This window comes from Nonomuraea sp. NPDC050786 (genome assembly GCF_040654115.1).
GTDB lineage: Bacteria > Actinomycetota > Actinomycetes > Streptosporangiales > Streptosporangiaceae > Nonomuraea.
In genome coordinates this window covers 132,034-145,730 of the sequence record NZ_JBFAHJ010000026.1, presented here as the reverse complement: position 1 = coordinate 145,730, position 13,697 = coordinate 132,034, and the positions used below count along the sequence as shown (strand labels likewise).

Sequence of the window (13,697 nt, the reverse complement as noted above, 5' to 3'; positions counted from 1 at the left end):
ACACACACGCTCTGGGGGTCGTACTCCTGCTCTGACGATTCACCAGGTTACACGAAGTATGTTTCGCTATGTAATTTTCGCCGGAAAATGACCGAATTACGGGGAAATTATGAAGGGTCGGGCATGGGCTCCGGGCGCGGGTGCGGTGGGCGTACGGCCTGCGTCCGCCGAGCCGGGCGCGGGGCTACGGAGCCCGGCCGTCGCGCAGGCAGCCGCCCGCCCGGGACGGGCCGGTTATTCGGGGGAACGCCACCGGAAAACGGTCGTACGTCGAACTCGCACGCCCGGCAGGAAAACTCCATAAGAATGGGAACTGTCGCGACGCCGACGTGCCGCGATCGAAATGGCCGGCATCCCTTGTTCATGGGGCCATGACCGGAGAATTGGGGAGAGAATACGTTCGGGGGCGGACGGGGATCCGGATGTCCGAGGGAGGAAGTAGTACCGGGGGATACGGCCACGGCCCCGGGCCCAGGTGATCCTGCAGTGATCGACCCGGGCCACGGGGCGCGGATAGCTCAGTGCGCACCAAGCCCGTGCCGTGGCCTCGCGAACGTCCACGGCCCGTTCTTCTGGTTCACCTCAACTACCAGGAAGGCGACCTTTGGCCGGGCGGTCCCTCACACGAGAGCCGCGATCGGCTTCCTGCCTACGCCACGTGAGGAGCCGTCAGTCGGTGTCGACCGGGGCCACGTGGCTCATGACGGGGACGGCCAGGACAGGGGCGTCGAGGTCGCTCACGGAGACCGGCACGGACACCGGGAGGGCGTGGACGTCCTTGGCCGAGTCGTTCAGGATGTTGTTCAGCGCGGTCAGGTCCTCGGCAGCGGTGAGCTGGCTCAGGAGGGTCCACCCGCTGGTCTGCGGGTTGGGACCGACGTCGGCGGAGGCCGCGCCGGCGGAGAAGCCAAGAGCGGCGGCGGCGATTGCTGCACCGGCCAGAATGCGACGGATCATGTGTGCTTTCCTCCATGGATCGGCGCGGAAATAGCCCGCGCCATAGTCGTTTCTGCAGGGCTGTGAGGTGCCGGAAATAACAATCGCGGGAGGCGGCCTGAATCGCAACTCACACAGCCCTCGTGGAGGTCAAGGAGGTGCCTCGATTTCTTGGCACTCGGTTTCGGCGCCCGTCAACCATGCGCGGCGCACATATCACGGAAAAAGTCCGGCGAACGAGCTTTGTTTTTACCGGCGGCACGCGCGATGGGGCAGCCGTTCACCGTTGTTTAGCAAATGATCAACCGAAAATGGAGAACTTCTCCTACGCCGCCGGGCGTAGGAGCGACGCCTTCCACGGGCGGACGCCCGGAGCCGGCGGAGCGGCGAGGATGACCGGCGAGTCGTCGATCTGGAGGCAGGTGAGCGCGGTGCGGTCGCGTATCCGCAAGACGGTCATGGTCATCCACATCGTCGCGTCCGTCGCACTGCTCGGCGAGGTGTGGGGCCTGGTCGTGCTGAACACGGCGGCGGCCATGACAAAGGACACGGGGCTGGCGCACGCGGCTTATCGGCTGATGCCCGGCCTGGTCTTCGCGGGCGGCATCCCGCTCAGCCTCACCGCCTTGGCCACCGGCGTCATCCTGGGCCTGACCAGCCATTGGGGGCTGTTCCGCCATTACTGGGTGACGGCCAAGCTCGTGCTGCTGGTGGCGGTGATCTGCGTGGGCATGTTCCTGTTCGACCCCGAGGGAATGGCGGCCCTCACCGAAGGCGGCGCCGCGGCCCCCGCCAGCCGCCAGTGGGGCCAGATCGCCGCGCTCGGCGCCCAGGTCGCCATGCTGATGACCGCGACCGCGCTCTCCGTCTTCAAGCCCCGCCGCAAACCCCGGTGACGGCCGGGCGGCCGCCTTCTCACCGCCCTGGCCGCCCATGTCCCTCTCCCCCATGGCTCCGGCGTCATCCTCGCGACGGCCCGCTGAGGTCACGGCGGCAATCGTGGAAGGATGTCCCCATGGCAGAGATCGTCGGCGGGGGACGTCCGGTCAACGACGCCGAGCGGAGGGTGATCGCCTATCTGCGCGACCACGCGCCCGCCGACTGGCTGCTGCTGCACAACGTCGAGGTCCAGCGCGGCCACGACGTCTTCGAGGTGGACCTGATCGTGCTGACCGGCCACTCGCTCGTGGTCGTCGACGTCAAGGGCACCAGGGGCCGCATCGAGGTGTCGGGCACGCGCTGGTTCCCGCCGCGCAGGGAGGCGTTCGGCTCTCCCGTGGCCAAGCTGCGCGGCACCGCCAAGGCGCTGAAGGGCCTGCTGGTGTCCAAGGCCACCCAGCTGGAGCGGGTCTACGTCGACTGCCTGGTGGTGCTCACCTCGCCCGACGCCGAGCTGGTCGATCCGGCGGGACGTGACGCGGCCAACGTCACCGACCTGCCGGGGCTGCTCACCACCCTGAGCGACGTCTCCAGGATCAGGCGCGGGTGCAGCCCCGACGCGAAGCCGTACCGCACCGCGATTCTCGACGCGCTCAACCAGACGGTGCGCCGCAGCACCGCGCCGCCGAGGTTCGGCAACTGGGAGGTCGAGGAGCAGCTCGGCGGCGACGCCAAGGTCACCGAATATCGCGCCTTCAACGTGACGCTGCCCGGCAGCGAGACCGTGCTGCTACGGGTCTACCAGGCCGACCCGCTGGCCGACAGCGAGGCGCGGGCGGCCGAGCGGCAGCGCATCGCCAACGCGTACCAGACGCTGGCCAGGATCCCCCCGCACCCGTGCGTGGTGCGCTCGCGCGACTTCTTCGCCATCGACGACGAGAGCCGGTTCGTGCTGGTGCTGGACGACGTGCACGGCGAGGCGCTGCACCTGTCGCTCGGCAGGGGCGCCCGGCTGGGCGTGATCCAGGACCTGCTGCGCGGGCTGGCGCACGCCCACGCCAACGGCGTCGTCCACCGCGCGCTGACCCCGGCCTCCGTGCTGGTCACCGACGACGGGCACGCGGTGCTGACCGGGTTCGACTACGCCAAGCCGGGGCCGCGCAACTACACCGTCGCCCACGAGCTGGGCAACGTGCTCGACGCCCACTACGTGGCGCCCGAGTGCCAGGCGCGGCCCGACCGGATGACGACCGCCTCCGACGTCTACGCGGCCGGCGCCATCGCCTATCACCTGCTCACCGGAGAGCTCCCGGATGGCACCGACAGCCACGGTCCCGAGGTGCCCGAGGTCGTACGCAGGATGCTCGACCACTCCCCGGCCAAGCGCCCGACCGCCGCCGAGGCCCTCGGCGCTCTCGAGGGTGCGCCGCTCCAGGAGTCCCGCCTCAAACGACTGGTACGTCGGCTAGTGTCCCGATCATGACCGTACGCCTGCGTCCTGTCGAAGAAGATGATCTGCCCTTCCTGTACCGGCTCACGAGCGACCCCGACAGCACGGGCGAGTTCCAGTGGTACGGCTTCCAGAACCCCCACCGCCTCCGCGAACGCTGGCAGGACAACGGGATGCTGGGCGACGACGGCGGCATCCTGATCATCGCCGACGGTGACGACGAGCTCGGCTTGGTGTCGTGGAGCAAGCAGGTCGCCAACCGCGCCAGCTACTACTGGTCGATGGGGCTGATCGTGGCGCCGGAGCATCGCGGCCGGGGCCACGGCACGGAGGCGCAGCGGCTGCTCGCGCGCTACCTGTTCGACCACTCGACGGTCAACAGGATCGAGGCGAGCACGGAGATCACCAACGTGGCCGAGCAGCGGGCGCTGGAGAAGGCGGGGTTCACCCGGGAGGGCGTCCTGCGCGGCTGCGGCTTCCGCGCCGGCCGGTGGCAGGACGGCGTGCTCTACAGCATGATCCGCGCCGACCTCGACGAGGCGCCTTAGCGCCGACCGGCGCGATCGGCGCGATCGGCGCGATCGGGCCGATCGGGGCGATCGCGGAGCTCCCGGCAGATCCTGTATCAGTTCTGGACGATTCCTGTGCACCCAGTCCTGACGCTGTTCTCAGAGATCCCACGGGAAAGGATCACCCCCCATGAAGCTCAGCCGAGCCATGATCGCGTGCCTCGCGTTGGCACTCGGTCTCGGTACCGCCCCCGCCGCCATGGCCGACCCCGTGCCGGAGTCGGATCAGGCGCAGATCCTCGCGACCAACTTCCAGCTGCCGTTCCCCTGCAACCAGACCTGGACCGGCAACTCCGGCAACAGCAGCGCACACCAGTCATGGGAGATCGACTTCAACCGCGGCAGCACCGCCGACGCCGACCTGGGTGACACCGTGGTGGCCGCCGCGGCGGGGACCGTGGTGATCTCCGCGCACCAGGGTTCGACGAACCGCTACGGCAACCTCGTCAAGATCGACCACGGCAACGGCTGGGCCACGTACTACGCCCACCTGAACACCCGTACGGTCACCGCGGGCCAGACGGTGTCGCAGGGCCAGCAGATCGGCACGGTCGGCAACACCAGCGCGCCGGGCAACAACATCAGCCCTCACCTGCACTATGAGGTGCGGCTGGGGACCAACTATCCCGACAACATCCAGAAGGCCGTCTTCAACGGCGTCACGTTCGGCTACCCGCAGCAGAGCGTGACCTCCAAGAACTGCGGCAACCCCTACACCCCGACGTCGGTCTGCGGCTCGGGCTACAACGTGGTCGACTCGGCGACGCTCGGCACCGACGGCGCCGTCTACCTGCTCTACAACAGCTCCAACGGCAACAACTGCGTCACCACGATCAAGTACAAGAACGCCGGCACTGCCACCGCCACCACGGCCTACCTGGAAGTGGCGGGCAGCACGAGGAAGACGGACTCGGGCAACTACGGCTATTACGCGGGACCGGTCATCGCGTCGGCGGCCGGCAAGTGCGTCAAGTGGGGCGGCAAGGCCGGCTCCTCCACCTACGACAGCCCGCTCGAACACTGCGACTGACGAAGAGACAAGGGGGCCGGGTGGACACAGATTCACCCGGCCCCTTCACACGTGCGTGAACGTGTCCAACACATCTATCACGTAGAGCGACGGCTCGTCACCGAAACCGGATACCGCGACCCTGCTGCCGACCCGCCGACCCACCAGCGCCTCCACCCACCCGTCGGGCACGGCCCCCTCCGTCAGCGTGAACGCGCTCGGCCCGCCCCTCCGGTATGACGAGTCCAGCACCGCCCGGGACGGCCAGGACGACTCCAGGTACTGGATGATCACCTTGGAGCCGGCCGCGATCTCGTTCCCGGAGCCGTCGATGAGGAGCCGGGGCGGTGAGCCCGGCACGAAGTCGGCCGGGAGCGCCGGCAAGGTGCGGCCGACGAGCCGGGCGTCGGGCGGGTAACCGCCCAGGATGTCGAAGACCAGCACGAGCGTGTCCCCGGGCGCGACCCCGCTCAGCGGCAGGTCCGGCCCGAGCGCCTCCGACGCCGGACTGACCAGCATGACCCGGCTGCCCGCCGGCCGGCCCATGAGCGACTGCCGCCACGTCTCCGCCACCTGCCTGCCGTCGAAGACGACCGCGGTGGGCTGGTTGCCGTCATAGGTGCTCATGTACGGCCGGTTGCCCGACCAGCGCCGGATGTCCACGTCGGCGAGGACCACGTCGCCCGGCACCGTACGCCGGCCGCGGCCCGTCGACAGGACCGTGATCTGCGGTGTGCGGCTCGGCTTGCCCTTGGGGATGGCGACGACCGGCTTGGTGCCGAACGCACCCGTGACTACGGGCTGCGTGCCGTCCTCAGCGAGGCCACACGAGGTGGCGAGCATGAGCACGGCCGGCCAGAACAGACGCACGATTTCCTCCACGACCGGATCCTCGAGGGGCCGGACGTGTTCTTGCCGCAATGGCCAAAAGGAAAGCTGCGGGTCTCGCCATCTCACGACAAAGGCGCGGGAGACTTGACCCCGTGAGTAGGCCGAATTTGGCGCGGAGGGTCGCGGACGCGGCGGAGATCGCGTTGACCGCGCGGAAGTACGTGACGTTCATCGACGTGGTGACGGGGCTGCGCTGGCTGCACTCCAGACATGTGGACACCTGGCGGCAGGGCCGGGTCGCCACGCTGTCGGAGCTGGCGGCCGTCGACGACGACCGCCTGCTCACCACGGCCGGCCTGCTGAAGGAGTGGGCGCTGGCCAAGGGGCTCAAGCCGGTGGACACGCCGTACGTGGCGGGCACGCGCGACCGCCGCGAGCTGCGCTTCACCGCCGGGCACGGGCAGGAGCCGTTCCGCGTGCACTGGCTCTCGCCCGACCTCAGCGAGGCCAGGGTCCGCAAGCTCACCGAGCCCAAGGTGCCCGACCTGGTGGCGGTGGCCCCGCTCGACGAGTGGACGTGCGCCTCGTGCGGCGACACGGGGCCGTACCTGATCATGGAGGAGGACAAGCCGCACTGCCTGACCTGCGCGGACTTGGACCACCTGGTCTTCCTGCCGTCGGGTGACGCGGCGCTCAGCCGCCGGGCCAAGAAGGAGAGCGGGCTGTCGGCGGTGGTCGTCCGCTACAACCGGCGGCGCAAGGTCTATCAGCGTGCCGGCCTGCTGGTCGAGGAGGCCGCGCTGGCCGCCGCCGAGGAGCGGTGCCTGGCCGACGAGGAGGTACGCCTGCGCCGCCGCGAGCGCGACCGGGTCCGCAGGGCGGAGCAGGACGTCGAGTTCCAGGCCAGGATGGCGGCCGAGATCGCCAGGCTGTTCCCCGGCTGCCCGGAGCGGCGCGCCCAGGAGATCGCCGAGCACGCCGGACAGCGCGGCAGCGGCCGGGTGGGCAGGACGGCGGCGGCCAGGGCGCTCGACGAGAACGCCATCACGCTGGCTGTCATAGCCTCCATCAGACACCTCGACACCGACTACGACCGCCTGCTCATGTCCGGCGTGCCCAGAATGGAGGCCAGGGACATGGTCAGGGAACGCATCGAGCGCAAGCTGGAGGAATTCCGCCGATGAGCGACTGGCACGACGTACGGGAAGAGCTGCGCGCGTACGCGCTCGGGCTGCCCGAGACGCATGAGGACCACCCGTGGGGCGAGACCGTCATCAAGGTGAACAAGAAGGTCTTCCTCTTCCTCGGCATCGACGAGCAGACCGAGAAGTGGAGTCCGTCGTTCGGCGTGAAGCTGCTGTCGGAGGCGCACGGTCACGCGCTCACCGTCGAGGGGGCGGCGCCCAGCGGCTACGGGCTGGGCAAGGCGGGATGGGTCACCGTGCCGTTCCTGTCGCGGCTTCCGGAGACGGACGTGCTGCTCGACTGGGTGGAGGAGAGCTACCGCGCCATCGCGCCCAAGCGGGCGGTCAAGCAGCTCGACGAGCACCCGGTCAGGTGACCGCCAGGCGGGTGGCGTACCGCTCGTCCCGCCAGAGCTCCTTCTCCAGCACCTCGAGCAGCGTGGTCGCCGCGTGGTGGACGTCGGCGTAGCCGATGTAGAGCGGCGCGAAGCCGAACCTGAGGATGTCCGGCGCACGGAAGTCCCCCTGCACGCCCCGGTCGATCAGCGCCCGCATCACCGGATAGCCGTCGGGGTGGCGGAAGCTCACCTGGCTGCCGCGGGCGGCGGGGTCGGCGGGCGAGGCCAGCTCCAGCGCGTCGCCGACCAGGTCGACGAAGAGCGAGGTCAGCGCCATGCTCTTGGCCCGCACCAGGTGCATCGGCACCCGCTCCCACACGTCGAGCGCCGCCTCCAGCGCCGCGAACGACAGCACGTGCGGAGTGCTCACCGCGAACCGCCTGACGCCCTCCGCCGGGCGGTAGCCGGGCTCGAACGCGAACGGCTCGGCGTGGCCGTACCAGCCGGAAAGCACGTTCTCTGCGGCGGCGTGGTGGCGCGGGTTGACGTAGAGGAACGCGGGGGCGCCCGGGCCCGCGTTGAGATACTTGTACGTGCACCCGACCGCGAAGTCCGCCTCCGAGACGTCCACCTCCATGGCCCCCACGCTGTGGCACACGTCCCAGACCATGAGCGCGCCGGCTTGGTGGACCCGGGCCGTGACCGACGGCACGTCGTGGCGGGCGCCGGTGCGGTAGTCGACCTCCGACAGCAGCACCACTGCCGCGTCGTCGAACCGCCCCTCCGAGAAGTCGCGCACCTCGTAGCCGCCGAGCAGCCGGGACAGGCCCTGGACCATGTAGTGGTCGGTGGGGAAGTTCCGCACGTCGGAGACGATCACCCGGCGCTCGGGACGCAGCCGCAGCGCCGCCGCCACCGCCTGGAAGACCGCGATCGAGGTCGTGTTGCCCACCACGACCTGGCCCGGGCCCGCGCCGATCAGCGGGGCCAGGCGGTCGCCGACGGTCAGCGGCTGCGCGTACCAGCCGGAGTGGTTCCAGCCGCCGACGAGCTCCTTGCCCCATTCGTCCTCAACCGCCTGCCGCACCCGTTCCGCGGTGCGGCGGGGCAGCGCGCCGAGCGAGTTGCCGACGAGGTAGACGACCCCCTCCGGCAGCACGAACTCGTCCCTGAAGTCCCGCAGCGGGTCGGCGGCGTCGAGGGCGAGGCACTCGTCCCGATCCAATGTTTCACTCCTTTTGTGGGGGCATGGTGGCAACTACCCGGTTCACGCCATTCTGGTACTCGCGGACGTACCAGTTCTGCACCGGGTTGTGCGTCGCGTCGAGCCGGAACGCCCCGCGCGGCCCGTCGAGCTCCCCCACTGCCGCCATCCCTCCCTCCTCGGCCAGCCCTCTGTCGATGAGCCGCATGGCGTCCCAGCTCTGGAGCGCCACCGCGGACGGGTTCCGGCCGGTCTTCGCCCGCCATCTGGTGACGAAGGCGGTGTTGTCCGGGTCGTCCAGCGCGGGCGAGTACATGCCGACGCTGGTGATGCCCTCGGCGTCCTTGCCGACGGCCCGCAGCACGTCCTCGTCGGCGAGGCTCTGGCAGGCCAGCAGCTTGACCTTGGAGGCGGCGTGCTGCCGGTACCCCTTCAGGAACTCGACCGCGTCACCGCCGGCGTAGAAGGCGTACAGGAGCTTCGCCTCCGGCGGGATCTGCGCGAAGTACGGCCCCAGGTCCGTGACCCGGCCGTAGGGCGTCAGGATGCGTTTGAGGGGCTGGGCGCCGTACCCCTCGGTGAAGCCCCTGAGCGTCTCGACGCCCGCCGAGTAGTCGGAGGCCATGAGCACCACGCCCGCCCTGCCGTACCGCTCGGCGGCGTAGCGTCCGGCGGCGTAGCCGTGGTCGTGGTTGGTGTACGAGACGCGGAAGACGTTGGGGCCGCCCAGCGTGTCGGCACCCGCGTTGGCGATCACCACCGGCGTGCTGCCGGCCGCCTTGACCACCGACTCGGCGACAGGAGAGGAGATCAGCCCGGTGATCACGTCCACGCCCTCGTCGTCGATGAGCCGCCTGGCCTGCGCCTGGCCCTCCTCCGGGCTGCCCGCGTCGTCGGCCACGACCAGCTCGGCGGGCCTGCCGCCCAGGCGGCCGCCGTGGTCGTCCAGGTAGAGGCGCATGGCAGTCTCCATGTCGTCGCCGAGCACGGCGTACACGCCGGTCTGCGAGATGATCGCGCCGACCTTGACCAGCGGATCTCCCTCGCCGGACAGCGGCACGGCCCCGCCGCAGCCGGCGGCCATCAGCACGACCAACCCCAGCACGGATGCGCGCATGGCTCAGCCCAGGAACGCCTCTGCGTTGGCGGCGAGCAGCTTGGTCCGGACCGTGTCCGACAGGAAGCCGGCGTTCCGGATCAGGTCGCCCGGTGGCGACTCGCCGAGCGGGTAGGGAAAGTCGCTGCCGAGCATCACGTGGTCCTCCCCGAGAGTGTCGACGAGCAGCCGCAGCGCGCGCTCGTCGAAGACGGCAGAGTCGACGCTGAACCTGCCGAGGTAGTGGGACGGCGGCCGCTCCGAGACGCCGACCAGGTCTCGCCTGCGGTGCCAGGCGTTCTCGAACCGGCCGAGCCAGAACGCGAACGAGCCGCCGCCGTGCGCGAAGCAGATGCGCAGCGTGTCCGGCACCCGATCGAACACGCCGCCGAGGATCATCGCCAGGATGGACAGGTGCGTCTCCGCGGGCATCCCGACCAGCCACTGCGCCATCCACCGCTCGACGCGCGGGCCCGCGGGCAGGTCCCACGGGTGTACGAAGACCGGAACGTTCCTGTCGGCGCAGTGCTGGAGGAACCGGACGACGCCCGGGTCGTCGAGGTCGCGGTCGCCGACGTGGTTGCCGATCTCCACGCCCCTGTGCCCCGAGTCCAGGCAGCGGTCCAGCTCCCCGCAGGCCAGGTCGGGGTCCTGCAGCGGCACCTGGCAGAACGGGATCAGCCGGGGGTCCGCACAGATGTCCAGAGCGAGGTCGTTGAAGACCTTCGCGATCCGGATGCCCTCGACGGCCGGCCGGTCGTAGCCGAAGAAGACGGGCGTGGGCGAGACCACCTGGCGGTCCACGCCGTCCTCGTCCATCCGCGCGAGCCGGACCCGCGGGTCCCAGCAGTCGTCCTGAATCTTCCGGAAATCGCGGTCGTTGACGAGGATCGTGGCTGCACGCTCCGACTCGATCCTCAGCCTGGGCGCCCCGGGCCAGCCCAGGTCGGGCCAGCCCCTGGGGACGAAATGCGTGTGGACGTCGACGGCCATCTAGCCCTTGCCAGGGTGCAGCGCGCCGCAGTTGCCGCAGGTACGGGCCCGCTCGTCGGCGTAGAACGCCTCGAAGACCGGCGGCAGGTCCTTGACGATGTCGCGTACCTGCAGCTCGACCTCGTGCACCCGCTCGCCGCACTCCATGCAGTACCACTGGAACTTCTCCAGCTCGCCCTCCGGCCGGATCTTCTCCACCACGAGCCCCACGGACCCGGCCTCCGGCCGCTGCGGCGAGTGCGGCATGCGCGGGGGCAGCAGCCACATCTGCCCCTCGCGGATGTGCACGGTCTCGGGGCCGTTCTCGGTCACGACGTTGACGTGCATGTTGCCGCGCACCTGGTAGAACAGCTCCTCGTACGGGTCGACGTGGAAGTCGGTCCTGGAGTTGGGCCCGCCGACCACCATCACGATGAAGTCGTCCGCCCCCTCGAAGACCACCTTGTTGCCGACCGGCGGCTTGAGCAGGTGCGCGTGCTCGTCGATCCACTTGGTGAAGTCAATGGGCGCAATCATGATCGCTCCTGCGGGTGGAAGGCGACGGCTTGCATCTCGATGAGCAGGTGGGGGTGCGGGAGCTGGTGCACGGCGACCGTGGCCCTCGTGGGCCCTTCCTCGTCGAAGAACTCGGCGTAGACCTCGTTGTAGCCCTTGAAGTCGTTCATGTTGACCAGGTACGTGGTGATCTGTACGAGGTCGGCGAGCGAGCCTCCGGCCGCCTTGAGGATGTCGCCGATGTTCTCGATGACCGCCCTGGTCTGAGCGCGGATGTCCAGGTTCGTCGCCCCATACTTGTCCACCTCCACGCCCACGAACGTGTCGTCGGGCCGCCGGCAACTCGTACCCGAGACGTACAGGAAGTCACCTGCCCGCTTGACGTGCGGGAACCTGCCCCGGGGAACGGCCTTGCCGGGCACCCTGAGCCCCTTGACACGTCCGCTCACTTGGAGAACACCGCCCGCACCGAGCCCAGCCCCCCGACGCGGGCCTCGAACACGTCACCGGGCTCGACGGGCACCACCGGGCCGAGCGCGCCGGTCAGCACCACGTCTCCGGCCCGCAGCGCGTACTCCGTGGGGCCCAGCCGGGAGGCGAGCCAGACGGCGGCGTTGAGCGGGTTGCCCAGGCACGCCTCGCCGGAGCCGGTCGAGACCTCCTGGCCGCCCCGCGTCATCGTCATCGCCGCCGCCCGCAGGTCGAGCCCCATCAGCGAGACGGGCGTGCTGCCCAGCACGAACGCGCCGGCCGAGGCGTTGTCCGCGACCGTGTCGGCCAGCGTGATGTCCCAGTCGGCGATCCGCGAGTCGGCGATCTCGATGGCGGGCAGCGCGAACTCCACCGCCCTGAGCACGTCGGCCACCGTGAACGGCCCGCCGGTCAGGTCCCGGCCGAGCACCAGCGCGACCTCGGCCTCGGCCCGCGGCTGCAGGAACCCGTCCACCGGCACGGGCAGCCCGTCGGAGTAGGACATGTCCACGAAGAGCATGCCGAAGTCCGGCTGGTCGATGCCGAACTTCTGCTGCAGCAGCAGGTTGGTCATGCCGACCTTCCTGCCGACCAGCCGCCGCCCCGCCTCGATCGCCCGCCGCGTGTTGATCTCCTGTACGGCGTACGCGTCGGCCGCCGTGCCGACCAGGTCCCTGATCGGCGCGCACGGTTTGCCGGAACGCGCGGCCTCGGCCAGTCGGTCGGCGGCCTGGGTCCGCGTGTCCACGGCCTCGGACCATTCGTCATACATCGGGCTGCTCCAGTTTGATGGTGATCGTGGTGGGTTCGGAGTAGAAGTCGAGCGACTGGATGCCACCCTCCCGGCCGATGCCTGACAGCTTCATGCCGCCGAACGGGGTGCGGAGGTCGCGCAGGTACCAGGTGTTCACCCAGACGAGGCCGGCCTCCAGCCGCTGCGCCACGCGGTGGGCGCGGTCGAGGCTGGTCGTCCAGAGCGTGGCGGCCAGGCCGTACTCGCTGCCGTTGGCCAGGTCGATCGCCTCGGCCTCGCTGTCGAAGGGGGCGACGTGGCACACGGGACCGAAGATCTCCTCCCGGTTGAACCTGGACCATTCCGACAAGCCTGTCACTACTGTCGGTTCCACGAAATATCCAGAATCGCGGGGATCGCCGAACGAGGGCACGCCGCCCCCCGTGAGCACCTTGGCTCCCTCCGAGCGGGCCAAGGAGTAGTAGGAGAGCACCTTCTCGCGGTGCTCCTTGGAGATCATCGGCTGCGGCTCGACCTCCTGGGCGCGGCTCGCCAGCCGGGCGCAGAACTCCTCGAAGATCGGCCGCTCCACATAGAGCCGCTCGGTGCACAGGCACACCTGGCCGCCGTTGGTGAAGACCGACTTCACGGTCCCGTCGATGGCCCGGTCGAGATCGCAGTCCTCGAAGACCAGCCCGGCGTTCTTCCCGCCCAGCTCGAACGAGACCGGCTTGACCCGGTCGGCCACCGTCCGCATGATCGCGCTGCCCGTCTTGGTGGACCCGGTGAACGTCACGGCGTCCACCCACGGGTGCTCGACCAGGAGCTGGCCGGCGGAGCCGTACCCGAAGATGATGTTGACGACGCCGGGGGGCAGTCCGGCGTCGGCGCAGATCTCGGCGAACACCGCCGCCGAACCCGGCGTGTGCTCCGACGGCTTGACCACCACCGTGTTCCCCGCGACCAGCGCGGGCGCGAGCTTCCATGTCATCAGCAGGAACGGCAGGTTCCACGGGACGATCACCGCGACCACGCCGAGCGGCCTGCGTACGGTGTAGCTGAGCACGCCGGAGAGGTGGAAGGCGTCGTCCGGGCGCTGGGCGGCTATCTCGGCGAAGGCGCGGAAGTTCGCGATGCCGCGCGGGATGTCGAGCGTGCGGGTCTGGTCGAGCGGCTTGCCCGTGTCGGCGATCTCCGCCGTCACCAGGTCGTCGAAGCGGGCCTCGATGCCCGCGGCCAGGCGCCGCATCCACCCGGCGCGCTCGCCGACGGGCATCGCCGCCCAGTCGCGCGCCGCCTCCCTGGCCGCGCGCACGGCCCGGTCGACGACCTCGGGGTCGGCCTCGTGCACCTGGCTGATCACCGCGCCCGTCACGGGGTCGTGGACCGGGAACGTCTTGCCCGCGCCCACCGGCTCGCCACCGATGAAATGGGTCAGCACGACACTCTCCTCTTCTCCCCTGTATAGATCGCTGAGCGATCGGCGGACAACGGGTGGTGCCCGGGGAC

The 13,697-nt window shown here is 69.8% G+C and carries 15 protein-coding genes; 6 read left to right on the top strand and 9 right to left on the bottom strand.

The features are described 5' to 3' along the window. Positions 1-669 precede the first annotated feature (669 nt). Positions 670-957: a hypothetical protein gene (locus AB0H84_RS37395; protein ID WP_357615301.1), complete on the bottom strand. Its 288-nt coding sequence runs from the start codon at positions 955-957 to the stop codon at positions 670-672. Positions 958-1,247: 290 nt separating this feature from the next. Here AB0H84_RS37395 and AB0H84_RS37390 point away from each other — a divergent pair, with 290 nt between their 5' ends. The 4 genes from AB0H84_RS37390 (at position 1,248) to AB0H84_RS37375 (ending at position 4,864) form a co-directional block, all read left to right on the top strand. Beyond that, complete coding sequence (locus AB0H84_RS37390) at positions 1,248-1,832, top strand: hypothetical protein (RefSeq protein ID WP_357615299.1); 585 nt, start codon at positions 1,248-1,250, stop codon at positions 1,830-1,832. Positions 1,833-1,951: 119 nt separating this feature from the next. Then, positions 1,952-3,298, top strand: coding sequence for an NERD domain-containing protein kinase family protein (locus tag AB0H84_RS37385; protein ID WP_357615296.1), 1,347 nt, complete (start codon positions 1,952-1,954; stop codon positions 3,296-3,298). Next, positions 3,295-3,813, top strand: a complete 519-nt coding sequence (locus AB0H84_RS37380; RefSeq protein ID WP_357615293.1) for a GNAT family protein — start codon at positions 3,295-3,297, stop codon at positions 3,811-3,813. The genes AB0H84_RS37385 and AB0H84_RS37380 overlap by 4 nt, the downstream gene beginning before the upstream one ends. Positions 3,814-3,964: 151 nt before the next feature. Continuing rightward, on the top strand, positions 3,965-4,864 hold the full coding sequence (locus AB0H84_RS37375) for a M23 family metallopeptidase (RefSeq protein WP_357615290.1): 900 nt from the start codon (positions 3,965-3,967) through the stop codon (positions 4,862-4,864). A 45-nt stretch (positions 4,865-4,909) separates the two neighbouring features. On the opposite strand, the gene AB0H84_RS37370 is transcribed toward AB0H84_RS37375, so the two are convergent. Then, entirely contained in the window at positions 4,910-5,725 is an 816-nt protein-coding gene (locus tag AB0H84_RS37370) for an FKBP-type peptidyl-prolyl cis-trans isomerase (RefSeq protein WP_357615288.1), read from the bottom strand. Between the two features lie 101 nt (positions 5,726-5,826). On the opposite strand from AB0H84_RS37370, the gene AB0H84_RS37365 reads away from it, so the two are divergent. Further along, on the top strand, positions 5,827-6,858 hold the full coding sequence (locus AB0H84_RS37365) for a DUF2293 domain-containing protein (protein ID WP_357615285.1): 1,032 nt from the start codon (positions 5,827-5,829) through the stop codon (positions 6,856-6,858). Continuing rightward, on the top strand, positions 6,855-7,235 hold the full coding sequence (locus AB0H84_RS37360; protein WP_357615282.1) for an MmcQ/YjbR family DNA-binding protein: 381 nt from the start codon (positions 6,855-6,857) through the stop codon (positions 7,233-7,235). Before AB0H84_RS37365 ends, AB0H84_RS37360 begins: the two co-directional genes overlap by 4 nt. Here AB0H84_RS37360 and kynU read toward each other — a convergent pair. From kynU to AB0H84_RS37325, 7 genes are read right to left on the bottom strand one after another with little or no spacing between them, the layout of a single operon-like run. After that, complete coding sequence (kynU, locus tag AB0H84_RS37355; protein ID WP_357615279.1) at positions 7,228-8,421, bottom strand: kynureninase; 1,194 nt, start codon at positions 8,419-8,421, stop codon at positions 7,228-7,230. The two genes, AB0H84_RS37360 and kynU, sit on opposite strands and share 8 nt — an antisense overlap. A 4-nt stretch (positions 8,422-8,425) precedes the next feature. Beyond that, a complete protein-coding gene (locus AB0H84_RS37350; protein ID WP_357615276.1) occupies positions 8,426-9,505 on the bottom strand; it encodes an ABC transporter substrate-binding protein in 1,080 nt (359 codons plus the stop codon). 15 nt (positions 9,506-9,520) lie between these two features. Further along, positions 9,521-10,489 carry an amidohydrolase family protein gene (locus tag AB0H84_RS37345; RefSeq protein WP_357615274.1) on the bottom strand — a complete coding sequence of 323 codons (969 nt, stop codon included), beginning with the start codon at positions 10,487-10,489 and terminating at the stop codon, positions 9,521-9,523. After that, positions 10,490-11,005, bottom strand: a complete 516-nt coding sequence (locus tag AB0H84_RS37340; RefSeq protein ID WP_357615271.1) for a 3-hydroxyanthranilate 3,4-dioxygenase — start codon at positions 11,003-11,005, stop codon at positions 10,490-10,492. Next, entirely contained in the window at positions 11,002-11,433 is a 432-nt protein-coding gene (locus AB0H84_RS37335; RefSeq protein WP_357615268.1) for a RidA family protein, read from the bottom strand. The genes AB0H84_RS37340 and AB0H84_RS37335 overlap by 4 nt, the downstream gene beginning before the upstream one ends. Further along, positions 11,430-12,227, bottom strand: a complete 798-nt coding sequence (locus tag AB0H84_RS37330; protein WP_357615265.1) for a fumarylacetoacetate hydrolase family protein — start codon at positions 12,225-12,227, stop codon at positions 11,430-11,432. Before AB0H84_RS37330 ends, AB0H84_RS37335 begins: the two co-directional genes overlap by 4 nt. Continuing rightward, positions 12,220-13,629: an aldehyde dehydrogenase family protein gene (locus AB0H84_RS37325; protein WP_357615262.1), complete on the bottom strand. Its 1,410-nt coding sequence runs from the start codon at positions 13,627-13,629 to the stop codon at positions 12,220-12,222. Before AB0H84_RS37325 ends, AB0H84_RS37330 begins: the two co-directional genes overlap by 8 nt. Between the last annotated feature and the right edge of the window lie 68 nt (positions 13,630-13,697).